The sequence below is a fragment of the Rhizobium sp. PP-CC-3G-465 genome (genome assembly GCF_004343445.1).
GTDB lineage: Bacteria > Pseudomonadota > Alphaproteobacteria > Rhizobiales > Rhizobiaceae > Ferranicluibacter > Ferranicluibacter rubi.
In genome coordinates, this window is the sequence record NZ_SLYH01000001.1 from 259,800 (window position 1) to 277,808 (window position 18,009).

At 62.5% G+C, this 18,009-nt stretch carries 19 protein-coding genes; 9 read left to right on the forward strand and 10 right to left on the reverse strand.

The features are described 5' to 3' along the window. Positions 1-308 precede the first annotated feature (308 nt). The 5 genes from C8J33_RS01225 to C8J33_RS01245 all read right to left on the reverse strand — a co-directional run bounded on the left by C8J33_RS01225 (position 309) and on the right by C8J33_RS01245 (position 4,658). The gene (locus C8J33_RS01225; protein ID WP_092934751.1) at positions 309-650 is read right to left on the reverse strand and encodes an ArsR/SmtB family transcription factor; all 342 of its coding nucleotides are present in this window, start codon (positions 648-650) and stop codon (positions 309-311) included. 119 nt (positions 651-769) lie between these two features. Then, positions 770-1,510 (reverse strand): HugZ family protein, encoded by a 741-nt coding sequence (locus C8J33_RS01230; RefSeq protein ID WP_132662784.1) that lies wholly within the window; start codon positions 1,508-1,510, stop codon positions 770-772. A gap of 117 nt (positions 1,511-1,627) precedes the next feature. Continuing rightward, entirely contained in the window at positions 1,628-2,677 is a 1,050-nt protein-coding gene (choV, locus tag C8J33_RS01235) for a choline ABC transporter ATP-binding protein (protein WP_132447675.1), read from the reverse strand. Next, positions 2,674-3,519: a choline ABC transporter permease subunit gene (gene choW, locus C8J33_RS01240; RefSeq protein ID WP_110728362.1), complete on the reverse strand. Its 846-nt coding sequence runs from the start codon at positions 3,517-3,519 to the stop codon at positions 2,674-2,676. Before choW ends, choV begins: the two co-directional genes overlap by 4 nt. A 182-nt stretch (positions 3,520-3,701) precedes the next feature. Next, positions 3,702-4,658 (reverse strand): choline ABC transporter substrate-binding protein, encoded by a 957-nt coding sequence (locus C8J33_RS01245; protein ID WP_132447673.1) that lies wholly within the window; start codon positions 4,656-4,658, stop codon positions 3,702-3,704. Positions 4,659-5,056: 398 nt separating this feature from the next. Here C8J33_RS01245 and C8J33_RS01250 point away from each other — a divergent pair, with 398 nt between their 5' ends. The 3 genes from C8J33_RS01250 to C8J33_RS01260 all read left to right on the forward strand — a co-directional run bounded on the left by C8J33_RS01250 (position 5,057) and on the right by C8J33_RS01260 (position 7,319). Then, positions 5,057-5,638, forward strand: a complete 582-nt coding sequence (locus tag C8J33_RS01250; RefSeq protein ID WP_110799363.1) for a thymidine kinase — start codon at positions 5,057-5,059, stop codon at positions 5,636-5,638. Between the two features lie 33 nt (positions 5,639-5,671). Beyond that, complete coding sequence (locus tag C8J33_RS01255) at positions 5,672-6,064, forward strand: c-type cytochrome (RefSeq protein WP_132662785.1); 393 nt, start codon at positions 5,672-5,674, stop codon at positions 6,062-6,064. Positions 6,065-6,185: 121 nt separating this feature from the next. Further along, positions 6,186-7,319, forward strand: coding sequence for a DUF2333 family protein (locus tag C8J33_RS01260; protein ID WP_132662786.1), 1,134 nt, complete (start codon positions 6,186-6,188; stop codon positions 7,317-7,319). Positions 7,320-7,328: 9 nt separating this feature from the next. Here the strand turns inward: C8J33_RS01260 and C8J33_RS01265 are convergent, their stop codons facing one another. Beyond that, positions 7,329-8,324: an extensin family protein gene (locus C8J33_RS01265; protein ID WP_132662787.1), complete on the reverse strand. Its 996-nt coding sequence runs from the start codon at positions 8,322-8,324 to the stop codon at positions 7,329-7,331. Positions 8,325-8,676: 352 nt separating this feature from the next. Here C8J33_RS01265 and C8J33_RS01270 point away from each other — a divergent pair, with 352 nt between their 5' ends. The 3 genes from C8J33_RS01270 to queF all read left to right on the forward strand — a co-directional run bounded on the left by C8J33_RS01270 (position 8,677) and on the right by queF (position 12,555). Further along, positions 8,677-10,866 (forward strand): anthranilate synthase, encoded by a 2,190-nt coding sequence (locus tag C8J33_RS01270; RefSeq protein ID WP_132662789.1) that lies wholly within the window; start codon positions 8,677-8,679, stop codon positions 10,864-10,866. 259 nt (positions 10,867-11,125) lie between these two features. Continuing rightward, the gene (locus C8J33_RS01275) at positions 11,126-12,094 is read left to right on the forward strand and encodes a cation diffusion facilitator family transporter (RefSeq protein ID WP_132662790.1); all 969 of its coding nucleotides are present in this window, start codon (positions 11,126-11,128) and stop codon (positions 12,092-12,094) included. After that, positions 12,091-12,555, forward strand: coding sequence for a preQ(1) synthase (gene queF, locus C8J33_RS01280; RefSeq protein ID WP_132662791.1), 465 nt, complete (start codon positions 12,091-12,093; stop codon positions 12,553-12,555). Before C8J33_RS01275 ends, queF begins: the two co-directional genes overlap by 4 nt. Positions 12,556-12,576: 21 nt before the next feature. On the opposite strand, the gene C8J33_RS01285 is transcribed toward queF, so the two are convergent. Both C8J33_RS01285 and C8J33_RS01290 read right to left on the reverse strand, forming a co-directional pair. Further along, the gene (locus C8J33_RS01285) at positions 12,577-13,407 is read right to left on the reverse strand and encodes a DUF2076 domain-containing protein (protein ID WP_132662792.1); all 831 of its coding nucleotides are present in this window, start codon (positions 13,405-13,407) and stop codon (positions 12,577-12,579) included. Between the two features lie 205 nt (positions 13,408-13,612). After that, the gene (locus tag C8J33_RS01290; RefSeq protein WP_132662793.1) at positions 13,613-14,197 is read right to left on the reverse strand and encodes a HupE/UreJ family protein; all 585 of its coding nucleotides are present in this window, start codon (positions 14,195-14,197) and stop codon (positions 13,613-13,615) included. A 274-nt stretch (positions 14,198-14,471) separates the two neighbouring features. On the opposite strand from C8J33_RS01290, the gene C8J33_RS01295 reads away from it, so the two are divergent. Continuing rightward, on the forward strand, positions 14,472-15,053 hold the full coding sequence (locus C8J33_RS01295) for an ATP-dependent Clp protease proteolytic subunit (RefSeq protein WP_110799354.1): 582 nt from the start codon (positions 14,472-14,474) through the stop codon (positions 15,051-15,053). 55 nt (positions 15,054-15,108) lie between these two features. Here the strand turns inward: C8J33_RS01295 and C8J33_RS01300 are convergent, their stop codons facing one another. Next, complete coding sequence (locus C8J33_RS01300) at positions 15,109-15,495, reverse strand: type II toxin-antitoxin system VapC family toxin (RefSeq protein ID WP_132662795.1); 387 nt, start codon at positions 15,493-15,495, stop codon at positions 15,109-15,111. Next, a complete protein-coding gene (locus tag C8J33_RS01305; RefSeq protein ID WP_110799352.1) occupies positions 15,492-15,770 on the reverse strand; it encodes a type II toxin-antitoxin system Phd/YefM family antitoxin in 279 nt (92 codons plus the stop codon). The genes C8J33_RS01300 and C8J33_RS01305 overlap by 4 nt, the downstream gene beginning before the upstream one ends. Before the next feature lie 166 nt (positions 15,771-15,936). Between C8J33_RS01305 and C8J33_RS27780 the strand changes: the two genes are divergently transcribed. Both C8J33_RS27780 and leuA read left to right on the forward strand, forming a co-directional pair. Continuing rightward, on the forward strand, positions 15,937-16,062 hold the full coding sequence (locus tag C8J33_RS27780) for a hypothetical protein (RefSeq protein ID WP_274533663.1): 126 nt from the start codon (positions 15,937-15,939) through the stop codon (positions 16,060-16,062). A gap of 215 nt (positions 16,063-16,277) precedes the next feature. Next, positions 16,278-17,987: a 2-isopropylmalate synthase gene (leuA, locus tag C8J33_RS01310; RefSeq protein ID WP_132447665.1), complete on the forward strand. Its 1,710-nt coding sequence runs from the start codon at positions 16,278-16,280 to the stop codon at positions 17,985-17,987. Positions 17,988-18,009 lie beyond the last annotated feature (22 nt).

Sequence of the window (18,009 nt, forward strand, 5' to 3'; positions counted from 1 at the left end):
GCGTTTGAGCTGATCGGCGAATTTTATCCGATGGTCAAACTATCAGCGGGCCTGAGGGCGTCAAGATATGCCGCAGGCGTTGTCCTGCCGGGGGCAAGCGTCACGAAGGTGATTTAGGTAAGTTACGAATAACATTTAGGATGGTTGTGAAAAGAAGAAAGCCAGGAACCTCCCTGATTCCTGGCTTTCGTCACGCAGAATTTGCCCGCCCCGGCAAAGACCGGGTTGAGGGTCATGCGTTGATATCTGCCCGCTTCGCGCCGCCGTACATCTCGACTTTCGCCGATACCAGCGGCTTTCGCGCAATGTTACGCAGAGCGGCGACGCGGCTGTGCTTCTTCCTTCGCGTCTGCTGCGCCGTAGATTTCGGACAGCATCGAGAGGACCTTCAAAACGGACTCGGACGAAGACGAGTAGTAGATCGTCTGGGCGTCGCGGCGTGTCGTAACAAGGCTCTGGGCCCGAAGCTTCGACAGGTGTTGCGAAAGCGCAGACTGACTAAGGCCGACCTGAGCAGCAAGCGCTCCGACAGCCATTTCGCCCTTGACCAGTTCGTTCAGGATCAGCAGCCGCTTCGGGTTGGCCATAGCCGAAAGAAAATCCGCAGCGACCTCGGCTTTTTCATGCTGGTGGGGAGGAATTGTTTCCATGCCATACTCCATGCGACGTCTTGGCCCCACCCATTTGGTGCGGCTAGAATGAGACAATTAGGCATGACGCATAAAGGGAACAACAGGCCTATGCGAGATTTAGGGGTACTTCCGGGGAGTTAACGGTAAAGTTTGACGAACATTGCACGGAGATCTGCAGTGTTTTCAACCTGCCGGGGAAAGACCACCCGACGGAATGCGTCTCCGAACGCAAGATCGATTCCCTCGGCATCAATGCCGGTCACTTGCCAGCTTGGAGTAACCGGCTCGGGATCGTCCACAATCCTATATGTGACAGCATCTGCGTTGCTTTCGAGTTCGTCAAGAAGAACGCGTTCTGCTGTTGCGATTTCTTCCAGCGCAGGCGACGCGATCAAAAGGTCATTTCCTCCCAACGCGTAAGCCCTGCCGAAGCCCGCATTGAAGCTTGCGCGGAGAGGTGCGAGCCGGAAGAACAGGAAATCGGGGAAATCGATATAAAGCTGCGCCTTGGGATGGCGCCGCAGGAAGCGGGACCGCAAGCGCGGGTGGCGCGGGTCCGTCTGCGTCACGGGTTCCGCCTCGCACTGCACGGTGATTCTCGGATGCGCGAGTGGATCGCCCTTGCCCGTGCGTCCGGCAAGCAGCGAGCACCTGGTATCGGCGAGCAGCGCCTGCGTATGGGTTGCCAGCCGCGAGGCCAAGATGACCGGCGTGCCGTCGATGTCGAAGCCGAGGAGCACACGGCTGACGAAGGGAAAGCCGTCGCTATCCGGTTCGAGAACGGCGATGGCCGCGCTGCGTTGTTCACGCAGGACGAGGCGGGCGAGCTTTCGCGCCGCATCGTCCGTTTCGCGCAACACGTGTGGTTTGTCTGTCATCTCGGGCTCCCTGATGCTTCGTCGTTCGCGGCACGGGTCCGCGAACGATTCGGCTGGGGAGCCTACAGGGCAAAGCTGTCTTGTGAAGCGCTTTAACTGGACGCGCGCTAGGTGGCTTCAGGGGCGGGTTCGGTGCCGCGTCAGGCCCTCGATCACGTCTTGGGCGTCGATGGTTCCGATGACGGCACCGTTTTCGACGACGCCGATCGCCCCCGGCTGGCGGGTCATGGCATCGAGAATGTCGATCAGCGGCGTGTCGGGAGCCGCCGTGGCGCTGACGCCGCCGGGTGCCGGGCGCTGCGCCAGGCCGCGTTGCATGACATCGGTTGCGGTCAGCATGGTGATCGGGTTCATGTGCTGGACGAAATCGGCGACATACTGGTTGGCCGGGTTCTTGACGATTTCCTGCGGCGTGCCGCACTGGATGATGCGTCCGCCTTCCATGATGGCGATGCGGTTGCCGATGCGGAAGGCTTCGTCCAGATCGTGACTGACGAAGAGGATGGTCTTCTTCAAGCGGCGCTGGAATTCGAGAAGCTCGTCCTGCAGGCGCGTGCGGATGAGCGGGTCGAGCGCGGAAAAGGGCTCGTCCATCAGGAGGATCGGCGCGCCGGTGGCAAAGGCTCGGGCAAGGCCGACGCGCTGCTGCATGCCACCGGAGAGCTCCTGAACCTTGCGGCCGGCCCATTGCGTGAGGTTCACCAGTTCCAGCTGCTCGCCGACGCGCCGCCGGCGCTCGGCATCGGGCACGCCGGCCAGTTCCAGGCCGAAGCCGACATTGTCTTCGACCGTGCGCCAGGGCAGGAGCGCGAACTGCTGGAACACCATGGATACGGTGTGCATGCGGAAGTCGCGCAAGGCCTTGGATGTCGCGCGGTAAGGGTCGATCGTGCCGGTGCCCGTCTTCACGCTGACATTGCCGCGCACGACGGGCGCGAGACCGTTGACGGCGCGCAGCAGCGTCGATTTGCCGGAGCCCGACAGCCCCATCAGCACGAGGATTTCGCCTTCGCGCACGGTGAGCGACGCGCCGGCCACGCCGAGGACGAGGCCTGTGGCCTCGCCGATCTCGTCGCGGGTCTTGCCGGTATCGACCATCTGCAAGGCCCGCTCGGGGCGTTCGCCGAAGACGATATCGACGTTTTCGAAGATCACGGCATCGCTCATGCGCCTTCTCCTTCATCCGAGGAGCGGAAGAGGCGATCGAGAATGATCGCCAGAATGACGATACAGAGACCGGCTTCGAAGCCCTTGGCGACGTTGACGGTGTTCAGCGCCCGCAGCACGGGAACGCCGAGCCCGTTGGCGCCGACGAGGGCCGATATGACCACCATGGACAGCGACAGCATGATCGTCTGGGTGAGGCCTGCCATGATCTGCGGCGTGGCGAAGGGCAGCTCGATCTTGCGCAGCACCTGCGACGGCGTGGCGCCGAAGGACACGGCCGCCTCTGTCAGCGAGGGTGGCGTCGAGATGATACCGAGCCGGGTCAAGCGGATGGGTGCGGGAATCGCGAAGATCACGGTGGCGATCAGGCCGGGGACCATGCCGAGGCCGAAGAGGATCAGCGCGGGAATGAGATAGACGAAGGTCGGGATGGTCTGCATGAGGTCGAGCACGGGGCGCATGAATGCGTAGACCCAGGCGCGCCGCGCGGCGGCGATGCCCAAGGGAATGCCGATGGCCATGGAGACGACGCTTGCCGCCAGCACGAGGGCCAGCGTTTCCGTCGTTTCCTTCCAGTAACCCTGGTTGATGATGAGCAGCAGGCCGAGGCCGGTGAAAAGCGTGACGCCGATGGACCGGCGCAGCCACCAGGCCAGCACGGTGACGAGACCGACGACGACGAGGGGATGGGGGTACTGCAGAACGAAGAGAATGGCGGTGACGACGCCCGACAGGAAGCTTGAGAGCTGGTCGAAGAACAGGCTGAAATTGGTCGTCAACCAGTCGACGAAGGCCTTCGCGCCCTGGCCGATAGGAACGCGGTGTCCTGTCAGAAAATCCATGCGGGATCCTCTCCTGAAAGAGTGACGGATGATACGACATCGATCGCTATGACATCATGGACCGCGCTGGCGCAGATCGCAAAGGTCGGACCGAAGAAAGACGGATCTGAGGGAAATAGGGCTTGGATAAGCCCGGATGCCAGCGCGGAAAAGGCGGGGTTTCCCCCGCCTTCATGTCTGGATCAGAGGCCGAGCGCCGCCTTGACGGCCGGCAGGCCATCCTTGCCGTCCAGCGTCGTGACGCCGGCAAGCCAGGGTTCGATGGCGGTCGGGTTGGCCTTCAGCCATTCCTTCGCTGCCGTCTCGGGCTCCTCGCTGTCATTCAGGATCTTGCCCATGATATGGTTTTCCATATCGAGGGTGAACTTCACGTTGGAGATCAGCTTGCCAATATTCGGGCATTCCGAGACGTAGCCGGCGCGCGTGTTGGTGTAGACGGTCGCACCGCCGAAGTTCGGGCCGAAGGTGGAGTCGCCGCCGGTGAGGTAGGTCATCTCGAAGGTCGAGTTCATCGGGTGCGGGGCCCAGCCGAGCCAGACGACCGGCTTGTCGTCCTTCTGGGCGCGTGCGACCTGCGACAGCATGCCCTGTTCGGAGCTTTCGACGATCTCAAGACCGCCCATGCCCATCTCGTTCTTCTCGATCAGCGTCATGACGAGGCGATTGCCGTCATTGCCAGGCTCGATGCCGTAGATCTTGCCGCCGAGTTCGTCCTTGTGCTTGCCGATGTCGGAGAAGTCCTTGATGCCGAGAGCGGCACCCTTGGCATTGGTGGCGAGCGTGTATTTCGCGCCTTCGAGGTTCGCGCCGAGCGATTCGACCGTCTTGTCGTCCAGATAGGGCTTCACGTCCTTTTCCTGCGCCGGCATCCAGTTGCCGAGGAAGACGTCGATGTCCTTGTTCTTCAGCGACTGGTAGGTGACGGGAACCGAGAGCACCTTGATGTCGGGCGTGTAGCCAAGGCCTTCGACAACAGCCGCAACCGTTGCGGTCGTGGCCGTGATGTCCGTCCAGCCGACATCGGAGAAACGGACGGTGGCACAGCTTGCCGGGTCGGCGGCGAAGGCGGTTCCGGCACTCAGCGCGCTCAGAGAAACGGCGGCGGACAGCGTGAGCAGGCGGGCGAAACTTCTGGTCATTGGTTTTTTGTTCCCCTGTTATGACGTCAGAAAGAGCATCGGATCCTCGGCATGTCCAGATCCGACGGTGAGGTCAGTGTATTGCGCTTGCGAACTCACGCGGCCCGTAATGCGACAGCAGGTGTCGCAATGGCGCATTCCATGATCACGATCGAATTAAGTGGGCCGTCGATCCGGAGTGCGATGTCGGACCGGCACGAGGACGGTCGAGCGTTCACGATCGTGAACATAGGGCATCGATTTACCGAGGCATAGGTGCAAGGGCGAGAATGACCGAAGCCGGCCGTCCGAACAGGGCTCTGGCCAAACGGCGTTTGGTCAGGCATGAAGCCGCCGGCCGGGGCGCCATGCGCAGCCCCATCCCGCGGTGCGCTTGAAAACCCGAAAGGATCGTCGGCATGGCCAAGCTCTATTTTCACTACGCCACGATGAACGCCGGCAAATCGACCCTGCTGCTGCAATCCTCCTACAATTACGAAGAGCGCGGCATGCGCACGGTGGTGCTGATCGCGGCCTTCGACGACCGGGCGGGCGAAGGGCGCGTTTCCTCGCGCATCGGCCTGTCGTCGGACGCGATAGCGTTCCGCGTGACGGACGACCTCTATGCGCTGGTCAAGGATGCGATCTCGCAGACGGATGCCGCTTGCGTGTTCGTGGACGAGGCGCAGTTTCTGAGCGAGGTGCAGGTGTGGCAGCTTGCCCGGGTGGCCGACCGGCTCGGCGTTCCGGTCATGGCCTATGGTCTGCGCACCGATTTCCGTGGACAGCTGTTTCCCGGATCGGCGGCGCTTCTGGCGATCGCGGACGAACTGCGCGAGGTGCGGACCATCTGCCATTGCGGCCGCAAGGCGACCATGGTGGTGCGCCTCGACGGGCAGGGGCGGGTGATGCATGAGGGCGCGCAGGTCGAGATCGGTGGCAACGAGAAATATGTGTCCTACTGCCGCCGGCACTGGGACGACCGGATGCATGAAGCATAAGCTGTGTTTCTACCTCGTTCACGGGAGCGCGACATGCGCATCGTCCTCTGTCTTCTGATCTCCTTCGTTGCAGCCACAGGTGCGGCGCGAGCCGGAGATGCCCCAACTGGAGATGCAGGAGCGGGCGAACGGGTGTTCCGCAAATGCGGCGCCTGCCACACGGCGACAGGGCCGGAGAACCGTGTCGGCCCCAGCCTGCAAGGCGTCGTCGGCCGGCCCGTCGCGCATGTCGCGAGCTATGGCTATTCGGATGCGATGACGGCGTTCGCCAGCGATGGCAAGGTGTGGGACGAGGCGAGGCTCTCGACCTATCTGCTGGCGCCGCGCGCCATGGTTCCCGGTACGCGCATGAGCTTTGCCGGCCTGAAAACCGACAAGGATATCGCCGACGTGATCGCCTATCTGAAGAGCACGGCTGCGCAATAAAGCGCGAGGCGGGATGAAGCCGGTTGTGGCGGGTGGCGGCTATGCCTATGTCAGGCTGGGCAGCAAGCATCATGTCCCAAGTCCTGTGTCACCAGCCCCATCCCACAAGGAACACGCCTCCATGTTCGAACCGGTCGTCGCGTTCTTCCAGCGCCTTTTTTCAGCCATCGGCCGGGGGCTGGGCGTCGCCATCTCCTGGCTGCTGTTTCCCTTCGTCAAGTTTGCCGGCTGGTTTCGGGCAAGCGGCGGCTGGATCGTCAAGGGGCCGGTGGCCGCCGTCGTCATCCTGTTCGTCGGTCTCTATGGCTATTTTCTCTATACCACGCAGGCCTGGACGAACTTCGATCCCGACTACGTCAACCGTTACAATTTCACGGCACGCAAGACGGATGCCGGACTGCCGGTGAAGCTTGCGCCGGGGGCCGCAGCGCCTGCGACGGCGACCTGCGAGCGCTCGGCGATCGTCGATGTCGCCTCTGATCTCATCGACTTCAATGTCGACGAGAATGCCTGGATCTCCTCCATGCTGCTCTACAAGGCCGGCTTCTTCGGTATGGACTGGGATCACACGCCGTTCCTCGACAACAAGGCGTCTTTCCAGCGTGGTGTGAACCAAGCGGTACGGCGCACGACAGTGGAACTGGTGGATTCGCTCGGCCGGGTGCGCGGCACGTCCGGCATCAACGAGAATTTGCAGAAGGCCCGCAGCAACATGCAGTTCGATGAGGGCGCGTGGTATTTCGGGCTCGACCCGTTCGGCCCGAAGACGCCGACGCCGAGCTTCTACCGTTCCGCCAAGCGCGATCTGCAGGCCTTCAACGAGAGCCTCGTGAAATGCGAGGCGACGTTCGACGGGCGTTCGGACAATCTGATCGAATTCATCGACCGCATCTCCAACGATATCGGCAACACCTCGGCGATGATCCGCGAGCGTTCAGAGGACCATAATGGCGGCTGGTTCGATACCCGGGCCGACGACCGGTTCTGGTTCGCGTACGGGCAGCTCTACGGCTATTACGGCGTGATGGCAGCAGCCGGTGCCGATTTCGACGGTGTCATCACCCAGCGCGGGCTGGCGCCGATCTGGGCGGAAAGTCTGAAGCAGCTACGCTCGGCGCTACGCATCCAGCCGGCCATCATCTCCAACGGCCGCGAGGACGGCTGGATCATGCCGACGCACCTCGCGACCATGGGCTTCTATATCCTGCGGGTTCGCTCCAACCTTGTAGAGATGCGCGACATTCTGGCCCGTTAAGCTCGAAAATCAGCGGCAATACCGGTAGTTGCCGCGCCGTTGCAGCACGTCGAAATGCAGGTGATTTTCATGGGCCTCGTCGCTGCCGGGGTCCAGCACCGTTTCGAAGTAGAGGCATCCGGTGGCCGTCACCGCACGCTGGAAAGCGCCGGAGAGCGTGCCGTCCTCGTCGCGCGGCTGGATCGCGATCGTCTCGCCGTTCTTGAAGGTGAAGGAGGCGATGTCGATGGCGTTGCCGCGAGCGTGCTCGGAGATCTTGCCCGTGGAGGCGTTGTTGCGCAGGCGGCAGATATAGCTCGAGGCCTGGTTGATGCTCTTCAGTGCACCATCTTCCGACATGGCGACCCGGGCTGCCGGGAGCACGGCCTCCTTCGTCCAGCGCGCGAGTTCCAGCGCGGCTTCGCAGCGCAGCGTCGCGTCCGGCGCAAGCTTGATGCCCGGCAGGATCTCGGACACGGAAATCGGCTTGTCGATACCGCAACCCTGGCCGTCGTCGATGCGCGGCTTTTCAGAGAAGGTCGCGCCGAGCGTCTTCAGGTCCGTCAGGCACTGCGCATAGGCTGCGGGCTCTTCCGGTGTGATGACGAGTTCGGCGGCGGGCGTCGTTGTCTTCGGCTCAGCCGGCTTGTCAGTGGGGGCGGCTTCGCCGGACGCCGGCGCCTCGGACTTCGTGTCCTGCTTGGCTGCATCGGGCTCGCCCGGTTTTTTCGTCCCACTCTCCGACTTGCCGGCTTCGGGCTCTTCCGGTGCCGCATCCGTCGCCGGGGGCACAGGCTTCGTCTCTGGCTTTGGAACATCTTCCGCAGCCGTCGGTTCGACGGGCTGTCCGTCGGTGCTGGTTGCCTCGGGCTCCTTTGCCTTCTCCGTCACAGGCGCCGTCTGCGTTTCGGCGGTTGCGGGCTTGGCATCCGGAACCGGACCGGCCTCCGGCAGGCCTGCACCTGCCAGGATGAAAACGGCCGGGAGGACCATCAGGGGGAAAAGCAGCGGAAGACGTCGGCGCATAGGGACCCATCCAATTTTTGGCGGCGCTTCGGCCGGTCATGCTGAATTAGGTGCGTCATGGCCGATGGCGAGGGGCGGGGCGAGCGGTTTGCCGTGAGGTGTCGCGCTTTCGCCACGGTGTCATCATCGCGAAGCCTGCTTTTGCAGCGCTTGCCGCTTGCCAGACGGCGCTCTCCGCGCTAACAGTTTTTCATGATCAACGCACGCATCCTTTCTGTCTGGTGGTGGGCTCGCTAAAGCGGCCTCGATCAGTCCTGCGTGATGGATTTTTACGATAAGCCGCCCGGAGTTTCGAGGCGGCTTTTTTGCATTCTGGCCGTGCTCGTTTCCCGAGCCAGAACGGAGCGAACGAATGTCGACGACGAAGCTTGAAGACGGTGCCGAATCCTACGTGACGCAGGGCGGGATCACCGTCACGCGCCGCCGGCGCGAGGCGTCCTATGCCGATGCGATTTCCAGCTATGTCGACCAGCTCGACGAGCGGCGCGGCGCGGTGTTCTCGTCCAACTACGAATATCCCGGCCGCTATACCCGCTGGGACACGGCCATCGTCGATCCGCCGCTCGGCATCTCCTCCTTCGGCCGTTCGCTCTGGATCGAAGCTTACAACGCACGCGGCGAGGTGTTGCTGGCTGTGATCGCCGGGCACCTGAAGGGCGTCAAGGACATCACGTTGGGAACGCTAACGGCCCGGCGGCTGGACCTGACGATCGACATGCCGGACCATGTCTTCACCGAGGAAGAACGCTCGAAGACGCCGACCGTCTTCACGGTGCTGCGGGCCGTCACGGCGCTGTTCTTCTCGGCCGAAGATGCGAGCCTCGGCCTTTACGGCGCCTTCGGCTACGACCTTGCCTTCCAGTTCGATGCCATCGATTTCAAGCTGAAGCGCCCGGACGATCAGCGCGATATGGTGCTGTTCCTGCCGGACGAGATCCTCGTGGTCGATCACTATGCCGCCAAGGCCTGGATCGACCGCTATGATTTCGCGCTCGGCGATCTCTCGACCTTCGGCAAGGCCGGTGACATCGAGTCTGAAGCCTTCCGCGTCGTCGACAGCATTCCGCCGAAAGGCGACCATCGCCCCGGCGAGTATGCCGAGCTGGTGACCAAGGCCAAGGAAAGCTTCCGTCGCGGCGATCTGTTCGAGGTCGTGCCCGGCCAGAAATTCTACGAGCGCTGCGACAGCAAGCCTTCGGAGATTTCCAACCGCCTGAAGGCGATCAACCCGTCGCCCTATTCCTTCTTCATCAATCTGGGGCATCAGGAATATCTGGTCGGAGCCTCGCCTGAGATGTTCGTGCGCGTGTCCGGTCGTCGGATCGAGACCTGCCCGATCTCCGGGACGATCAAGCGCGGCGATGATCCGATTGCCGACAGCGAACAGATCCTGAAGCTCCTGAACTCCAAGAAGGACGAATCCGAGCTGACCATGTGCTCGGACGTCGATCGCAACGACAAGAGCCGTGTCTGCGTGCCCGGTTCGGTGAAGGTCATCGGCCGGCGCCAGATCGAGATGTATTCGCGGCTGATCCATACGGTGGACCACATCGAAGGGCGCCTGCGCGACGATATGGACGCCTTCGACGGCTTCCTCAGCCATGCCTGGGCCGTGACGGTCACCGGTGCGCCGAAGCTGTGGGCCATGCGCTTCATCGAAAGCCATGAGAAGAGCCCGCGTGCCTGGTACGGTGGGGCGATCGGCATGGTCGGGTTCAACGGTGACATGAACACCGGGCTGACGCTGCGCACCATCCGCATCAAGGACGGTATTGCCGAGGTGCGAGCCGGCGCGACCCTGCTCAACGACAGCGATCCGCATGAGGAAGAAGCCGAAACCGAACTGAAGGCATCCGCGATGATTGCAGCCATTCGTGACGCGAAATCCGCCAACAGCCATGGTAAGGGCCGCGACGTTGCGCCTGTCGGCACCGGGGTCAAGATCCTGCTGGTCGATCACGAGGACAGTTTCGTCCACACGCTGGCCAATTATTTCCGCCAGACGGGCGCGACGGTCACCACGGTTCGCTCGCCGGTCGCCGACAGCATTTTCGACAGCGTGAAGCCGGATCTCGTCGTTCTCTCACCCGGTCCCGGTTCTCCGAAGGATTTCGACTGCAAGGCGACCATCAAGAAAGCGCGGGCCCACGACCTGCCGATCTTCGGTGTCTGCCTCGGGTTGCAGGCTTTGGCGGAAGCCTATGGCGGCGATCTGCGCCAGCTGGCCGTGCCGATGCACGGCAAGCCGTCGCGCATCCGCGTGCTGGAACCGGGCATCGTCTTTTCCGGTCTTGGCAAGGAAGTGACCGTCGGGCGTTATCACTCGATCTTTGCCGATCCCTCGACCTTGCCGCGTGATTTCATGATTACGGCCGAAAGCGATGACGGCACCATCATGGGGATCGAGCATACCAAGGAGCCCATCGCGGCCGTGCAGTTCCACCCGGAATCGATCATGACGCTGGGCGGCGATGCCGGCATGCGGATGATCGAGAATGTAGTGGCGCATCTGGCCAAACGCGCCAAGGTGAAAGCAGCGTGATAAGCTGAATATAACCCGGATCGGCCTGTTTTAGGGTCTTGCGTGCCCGTGCCTTTTCCGCGAAAGGGTGCGGGCAAAAGCGTTTCGAGCAGAGACATCGATGCCGCGACCGCTCCCTTCGACGGGATGGCCGGCGACCGTGCAGATCAGGCATTCCAGATAATTCCGCATTAAAATACGTCGCGCCGTCGTCACCATCGCGGTGTCGGGCGTCAACGGCATGAGAGGCTGGCACAGTTGCCGGCCAGAGGTACGTTCCATGACGACGACAAGCACCATCAACCGCGCCCAGCGGCTCGCCTTCTGGACCATTCCCCTGTCGCTTCTCGTGCTGGCCATGAAAATGGCGGCGTGGTGGTTCACGGGGTCCGTGGCGCTGCTGTCCGATGGCCTGGAATCGATCGTCAATGTCGTCGCCGCCGTCGTCGCCTTCGTGGTGATCGGCTATGCCGCAAAGCCTGCCGACGACGACCATCCGTTCGGACATCACAAGGCCGAATATTTCTCGGCCGTCATCGAGGGCGTGCTGATCGTCGTCGCGGCTCTCGTGATCGTCTACGAGGCGGTGCCGGCGGTTCTTTCGCCGCAGCCGATCGAGGCGCCGGTCATCGGTCTCGCGATCAACTTTGCGGCCGGTGTCGTCAACGCGATCTGGGCGACCATTCTGCTGCGCGCCGGAAAGGTATTCCGGTCGCCGGCGCTATCGGCCGATGGGCACCACATCATGTCGGATGTGGTCACCTCGGGCGGCGTGCTGGTCGGCCTGCTGCTGGCGATCGTCACGGGCTACACCATCCTCGATCCGCTTCTCGCCGTCATCGTCGCAGGCAACATCCTGTTTCAGGGCTGGAAGGTCATCGCCGGCTCGATCAGCGGCTTGATGGACCGGGCGGTGGAGACCGCGGAAGATGCGGAAATCCGCGCTGCGATTGCGGGCAATGCTGCGGGCTCGCTCGGCGTTCACGACCTGAAGACCCGGCAGGCGGCCTCCGTCATCTTCGTCGATTTCCATATGGTGGTGCCGGCGGACATGACGGTGGGGGCCGCGCATGATATTTGCGACCGTATCGAGGATGCCATCCGCGCCGTCAACGGTGCTGCCAAGATCGCCATTCACATCGAGCCGGAGAGCGAAAAAGCCCACGGCATCCGCGTAAAGGTGACGCCGAGCCACTCCGAGCTGGGTTCAGCCGACGCACCACGAGACCAAGAAGGAGCAGACACATGAGCAAGACCGACGTTTCCGGGCTGTCCATGCTGGGGCAGTCCGTCGCCAGTCCAATCAACCCCGACGAAGCGGTGCTGGAGCGCGTTCCGAGCAACCACGCAGGCACCGATTTCGTCGTGCGTTTCACGGCGCCCGAGTTCACGTCGCTCTGCCCGATGACCGGACAGCCGGACTTTGCGCATATCGTCATCGACTATGTGCCGGATGGCTGGCTGGTCGAGTCGAAATCGCTAAAACTCTTCCTGCATTCGTTCCGCAATCACGGTGCTTTTCACGAGGATTGCACGATCGATATCGCCAAGCGTCTCGTCGATCTGCTGTCGCCGAAATGGCTGCGGATCGGTGCCTACTGGTATCCGCGCGGCGGCATTCCGATCGATGTGTTCTGGCAGACGGGCAACCCGCCCGAAGGCGTGTGGTTGCCCGACCAGGGTGTCCAGCCCTATCGCGGTCGGGGCTGATCGCCTAAAGCGCGGGGCGGCCTACACGTCCGTCGTGTCGTCGGAGCCGAAGTCCGTGTCGAAATCATCGTTGGACGATGTGTCGAGATCGGCCTGCTGCCAGCCATCATTGCCGGCAGGCGTATCCGGCGTCGTATCCGCCGGTGCCGTATCCGACGCCTGGGTCGCGGCATCGTCGCCATAATAGTTGTTGATCGTGGTTTCCTCGATCGGCGCCGCGGTCTGCGTTGCGCTGCCGAGGCCGAGCGACGACATGTGGTTGCCGAAGATGCCACTGAGCGAGTTGGCAAGCAGCATGCCGCCGGCAACACCCGCCGCCGTGCCCATGGCGCCGCGTAGGAAGCCGCCGCCTGCTGACGTCTGCTGCGGCTGACGATCCCATGGTCCGCTCGCGGGCTGTTGCTGCGGCGGATAGGGCTGTTGGGGTGCCGGATAGGCCGGGCGCGGCGCGCTGCCCCAGGGGCCGCCGTCAGCGGAACGGTCGGCAGGGTAGGCCTGTCCGCCCGGAGGGGTATCCGGCTTTTGTTGCGGCTTTTCCGACGATCCGAAGAGCGAGCCGAGAAAACCGCCCGAATGGCTTTCGCGCGGCTCGCTGTCTTGTTCGGTCTCCAGCGCGTGGATGCGTTCCTCGCTGCGGCGAAGCTGCGTCTCGAGGGCTTCGATTCGCTGTGCTGCGGCCTCCAGACCCTTTTCCTGAACGATGACGGCCTGGGCGAGGTAGTAGGGCGCGGATGGCTGGCTGCGGACGGCCTGATCGATCAGGGTTTCCGCCTCGCGGTCGCGGGGTGTCGAGGATGCGGTGCGGACCCGTTCGAAAAGGCCGCTGAGAAGGGATTGTTCTTCCGGTGACATGGTCGTCTCCCAAGGGCGTGATCATTCCAGAATGATGCTGCCGCTTGTCGGTTCCTCATGGACCGGTCTCGCGGCGATGTACCGCCCGGTCCACGCTGGCAGGGTTGCCATGTCCTCGATTACACGAAGAAAATCCGGCTTTTCAGGGCCGGATTTGGGCAGGGTGTAAAAGATTTTTCGGGTCGCCGGGAAGGGAATCGTCCGGTCAGCCGGCAACGAAGAGCGCGGCACCCGTTACGGCCGTTGCGGCACCGAGAAAGCGGGAAACGAGGCTCGCATTGCCCATGCGACCGATCATGAGGCCGAGGCCGATACCTGCTGCATGCAGGGCCGCCGTGGAGATCGCGAAGCCGAGGCCGAAGGGCAGGGCGGTTGCCGCACCCAGTTCGCCGCCATGGGCATAGCCGTGGAACAGCGCGAAGACACCGACGACGCCCGCACCGGCGGTGGCGGGCATGCGCACGGCCATGGCCACCAGCAGGCCCAGAGCGACGATGGAGGCGAGGATGGCGGGCTCGACAAAGGGCAGGTGCAGGCCGGAGAGCGCCAGCGCGAAGCCGAGCGCCATCGTCACCACGAAGGCCGTGGGCACGGCGAGAAGGGCGCGGCCACCCATCTGCGCCGCCCAGAGACCGACGGCGACCATGACCAGCACGTGGTCGAGGCCCGACAGCGGATGGGTGATGCCTGCCATCATCGAGCCGTGTTCGGCCGGGTCGAGGTGGGCGAAGGCCGGAGCGGCCGAAAGGGCGAAAGCCGCGGCAGCGGCGGCGAGAAAGCGACGTGTCATGAAGGTCCCCTCAGTTCATGGCGGCGTGTGGGATCTGCTTGGGAGGCTCGCCGCCGTTATCGTTGCCGTGCACATCCTAATCCGCCTTCGCGCGGTGTCCATACGGCAAATGCCCCAGACGGGGTTCAAAGGCGGCTCTTAACCATCGCGAACGGTCGGGCTTTCGCCGGGCTCGGGGCTTGTTGCCCTGGGTCTTGTGTTTGTTGCATTGTCATCGCGGTCGAGTCGCCTTATCTGAGCGGGTAGACACATGAAATTTCGCGGGAGACAGCGGATGAACGAAGACGAGGACGACAAGAAGACGGAACTGCCCTTGGGCAAGGAAACTGAGGCGAACCTTTTCAAGTCGCGCTCTATTTTCATCTACGGCCCGATCAACCAGGAACTGGCGCAGAAGGTCTGCTCGCAGCTCGTGGCCCTGTCGTCTGCCAGCGATGAAGATATCCGCATCTTCGTCAATTCGCCGGGCGGCCATGTCGAATCCGGCGACAGCATTCACGACATGATCAAGTTCGTGAAGCCGAAGGTCTGGATCATCGGCACGGGCTGGGTCGCCTCCGCTGGTGCGCTGATCTATGTTTCGGTGCCGAAGGAGCAGCGTCTTTGCCTGCCCAACACGCGCTTCCTGCTGCACCAACCCTCGGGCGGCACGCGCGGTATGGCATCCGACATCGAGATCCAGGCACGCGAGATCATCAAGATGAACGAGCGCCTGAACCGGATCTTTTCGGCAGCCACCGGCCAGCCGATCGAAAAGATCGCCAAGGACACGGACCGCGACTACTGGCTCTCCGCCGAAGAGGCCAAGACCTACGGTCTGGTCTCGCGGATCGTCACGAACGTTTCCGACATCTGAGCCATTCTGCCTCGGACGAAATTCTGGACCCCGCCGCTTGCCGGCGGGGTTTTCGTTATGGGGCAGCGGTTGCCGAGAGGGAATGGTCGGCCAGAGCCCGGTCGATGGTGACGAGCCGCATGTTCTCGACGGCACACTGGGCGAGGAGGAGCCTGTCGAACGGATCGCGAGTCGATGGCTCCGGCGAGATGGTGTGGAGGGCGTGATGTTCGTTGATGGGAAGGATGGTCATTCCGGCTCCGGCGATGCTCTTCGGCAGGTTCTCCAGGCTGTCTCCGAACTCCAGCTTCCCGAGCCGGAATTTGATCGCCATCTCCCACAAAGTCGCAGTGCTGATGTAATTCGCGTGGCCATCGAGACATTGCCTGATGTCGTCAGGCAGAGCAGACGTCTGTTGACGCAGAATGGAAATGAAGATCTGCGTGTCCAGCAGATGTCTCACCGATCGCTTACCAGCGGCGGCAACGGCGTAATGAGGAAGTCCTCTGGCAGCGGATCATCGAAATCCGCGGCCACGTAGGTGACGATATCGGTAATACCGTTTTCGCGCTTATAGGCGTCCAGCCCCTCCCAATCGATCCCGCCTTGTTTTTTCGCTGGAACCAGCTCCATCACCGGCTTGCCGTTGCGGGTCACGGTGAAGCGCTCGCCGTCTTCGACGCGGCGGGCGAGTTCGGTCAGACGATTCTTGGCGTCTCGGATCGGGATCGTGGTCATGTGGCCATTGTAGCTGCAAAATAGGAATTTGCAATTTCTCCGCCACTGGCATCCGATCGGACGAGCACGTATGGTTCTTGCGTCAAAAGATGCATTCCACACGCGCAACTGCCTTTTTCTTCAGCCGCCCTTGCCCTTTCTTTTGGCTCCGGCTATAGAGCCCATCATGTCGAAGAACAGCGCCAAGATCATCGAGCAGTTTTCCCGTGGACGCACCGTCGTTCGCGATCGCTCGCGCGCCTTCACCTCGCTTCTTCTCCTCGGCCTTACGCGCGGTTGCCGGGTTCTTTAAGGAGCGCCCGGTGGCCGACAAGCCTACCGGCACAGCTCCTTAGCCTCCGCTAAAATCCGACGTCTCCGCAGCCTTTTCCAGCACTTGGCCAAGCAATTGCCATCGTCAACCGGCCTCCGATCGGTTATGGCATCCCGCGCGACGTTTCACCGTGACAGCGATCCATGCCCCGTATCGACCCGATGCCGGACGCTGTGAAGTCGAAGAGAACCGAAATGATCCTGAAGTCCCATACCGTCAAACAGGGCATGCCCGCGGCGGCCGTCAAATATCAGCCCTATCCGCAGGTGCCGATCACCGACCGCACATGGCCGTCGAAGACGATTTCCAGCCCGCCCATCTGGTGTTCCGTCGACTTGCGCGATGGCAACCAGTCGCTCGTCGATCCCATGGGGCATGACCGCAAGGCGCGGATGTTCCAGCTGCTGGTCGATATGGGCTTCAAGGAAATCGAGATCGGTTTCCCCTCGGCCTCGCAGACGGACTTCGATTTCGCCCGTTGGTGCATCGAAGAGGGCAATATTCCCGCTGACCTGTCGCTGCAGGTGCTGGTTCAGTGCCGGCCGGAATTGATCACGCGCACGTTCGAGGCGCTGCAGGGTGCCACTAAGCCGATCGTGCATTTCTACAATTCGACGAGCGAGCTGCAGCGCCGGGTGGTGTTTGCCAAGGACGTTCACGGCATCAAGCAGATCGCTACGGATGCCGCGAAGATGATCGCGGACATGGCGGCGAAGGCCGGTGGTGACTTCCGGTTCGAATATTCGCCGGAGAGCTTTACCGGAACGGAGCTGGAGGTCTCGCTGGAGATCTGCAATGCCGTGGCCGAGATCATCAAGCCGACAGCCGAGAACAAGCTGATCCTGAACCTGCCGTCGACGGTCGAGATGTCCACGCCGAACATTTATGCCGACCAGATCGAGTGGATGTGCCGCAATCTCGACAATCGCGAGAATATCATCATTTCGCTGCACCCGCATAACGACCGGGGCACCGGGATCGCCGCTGCGGAACTCGGCCTGATGGCCGGTGCCGACCGTGTCGAGGGCACGCTGTTCGGCAATGGCGAGCGGACCGGCAACGTGGATATCGTGACGCTGGCGCTGAACATGTTCACGCAGGGCGTGGATCCGCAGATCGATTGCTCCGATATCGAGCGGATCAAGGACGTCTACGAATATTCCAACCAGATGGCGATTACCGAGCGGCACCCTTATGTCGGCGAACTGGTCTATACGGCCTTCTCCGGCTCGCATCAGGACGCGATCAACAAGGGCATGAAGGCGATCAAGACCGCCAACAAGCCGCAGTGGGAAGTGCCCTACCTGCCGATCGATCCGCGCGACGTCGGACGGTCCTACGAGGCGATCATCCGGATCAACTCCCAGTCGGGCAAGGGCGGCATCGCCTATATCCTGCAGGAGGATTACGGCATCAACCTGCCGCGTGCGCTGCAGGTGGAGTTCCGCGAGGACATCCAGCGGATCACCGACGAGCAGGGCAAGGAACTGCCCTCCAAAGCGATCCATGCGCGGTTCCTGGAGCGCTATATCGAGCAGCCGGGCGCACGCATCCGCTATGTCGATCATACGACGCTGCCGCTCGGCGAGCATCGCGGTGCGCGGATCGTGCAGGCCGAGATCACCGATCGCGGCGAGACGAAGATGATCGAGGGGCGCGGCACGGGGCCGATCGACGGCTTCATCAATGCGCTGTCGCTCTATCTCGGCGTCGATATCTCGGTTGCCGACTATTCCGAGCATTCGCTGCAGCAGGGTTCGAACGCGGCGGCCATCGCCTATGTCGAGGTGCAGCACAATGGCGGTAAGCTCTTCGGGGCCGGCATCAACACCAACATCGTCACCGCGTCGCTCGAAGCCATCGTGTCGGCTGCCAACCGGGTGATCGAGGAGCAGGTGGCCTGACCACCGCCTTTTGAACCTGTGA

Bases quoted from the DNA above. Each gene is read 5' to 3' on its own strand.
- C8J33_RS01225 (WP_092934751.1), bottom strand. From the start codon at position 650: ATGGAAACAATTCCTCCCCACCAGCATGAAAAAGCCGAGGTCGCTGCG.
- C8J33_RS01230 (WP_132662784.1), bottom strand. From the start codon at position 1,510: ATGACAGACAAACCACACGTGTTGCGCGAAACGGACGATGCGGCGCGA.
- choV (WP_132447675.1), bottom strand. From the start codon at position 2,677: ATGAGCGATGCCGTGATCTTCGAAAACGTCGATATCGTCTTCGGCGAA.
- choW (WP_110728362.1), bottom strand. From the start codon at position 3,519: ATGGATTTTCTGACAGGACACCGCGTTCCTATCGGCCAGGGCGCGAAG.
- C8J33_RS01245 (WP_132447673.1), bottom strand. From the start codon at position 4,658: ATGACCAGAAGTTTCGCCCGCCTGCTCACGCTGTCCGCCGCCGTTTCT.
- C8J33_RS01250 (WP_110799363.1), top strand. From the start codon at position 5,057: ATGGCCAAGCTCTATTTTCACTACGCCACGATGAACGCCGGCAAATCG.
- C8J33_RS01255 (WP_132662785.1), top strand. From the start codon at position 5,672: ATGCGCATCGTCCTCTGTCTTCTGATCTCCTTCGTTGCAGCCACAGGT.
- C8J33_RS01260 (WP_132662786.1), top strand. From the start codon at position 6,186: ATGTTCGAACCGGTCGTCGCGTTCTTCCAGCGCCTTTTTTCAGCCATC.
- C8J33_RS01265 (WP_132662787.1), bottom strand. From the start codon at position 8,324: ATGCGCCGACGTCTTCCGCTGCTTTTCCCCCTGATGGTCCTCCCGGCC.
- C8J33_RS01270 (WP_132662789.1), top strand. From the start codon at position 8,677: ATGTCGACGACGAAGCTTGAAGACGGTGCCGAATCCTACGTGACGCAG.
- C8J33_RS01275 (WP_132662790.1), top strand. From the start codon at position 11,126: ATGACGACGACAAGCACCATCAACCGCGCCCAGCGGCTCGCCTTCTGG.
- queF (WP_132662791.1), top strand. From the start codon at position 12,091: ATGAGCAAGACCGACGTTTCCGGGCTGTCCATGCTGGGGCAGTCCGTC.
- C8J33_RS01285 (WP_132662792.1), bottom strand. From the start codon at position 13,407: ATGTCACCGGAAGAACAATCCCTTCTCAGCGGCCTTTTCGAACGGGTC.
- C8J33_RS01290 (WP_132662793.1), bottom strand. From the start codon at position 14,197: ATGACACGTCGCTTTCTCGCCGCCGCTGCCGCGGCTTTCGCCCTTTCG.
- C8J33_RS01295 (WP_110799354.1), top strand. From the start codon at position 14,472: ATGAACGAAGACGAGGACGACAAGAAGACGGAACTGCCCTTGGGCAAG.
- C8J33_RS01305 (WP_110799352.1), bottom strand. From the start codon at position 15,770: ATGACCACGATCCCGATCCGAGACGCCAAGAATCGTCTGACCGAACTC.
- C8J33_RS27780 (WP_274533663.1), top strand. From the start codon at position 15,937: ATGTCGAAGAACAGCGCCAAGATCATCGAGCAGTTTTCCCGTGGACGC.
- leuA (WP_132447665.1), top strand. From the start codon at position 16,278: ATGATCCTGAAGTCCCATACCGTCAAACAGGGCATGCCCGCGGCGGCC.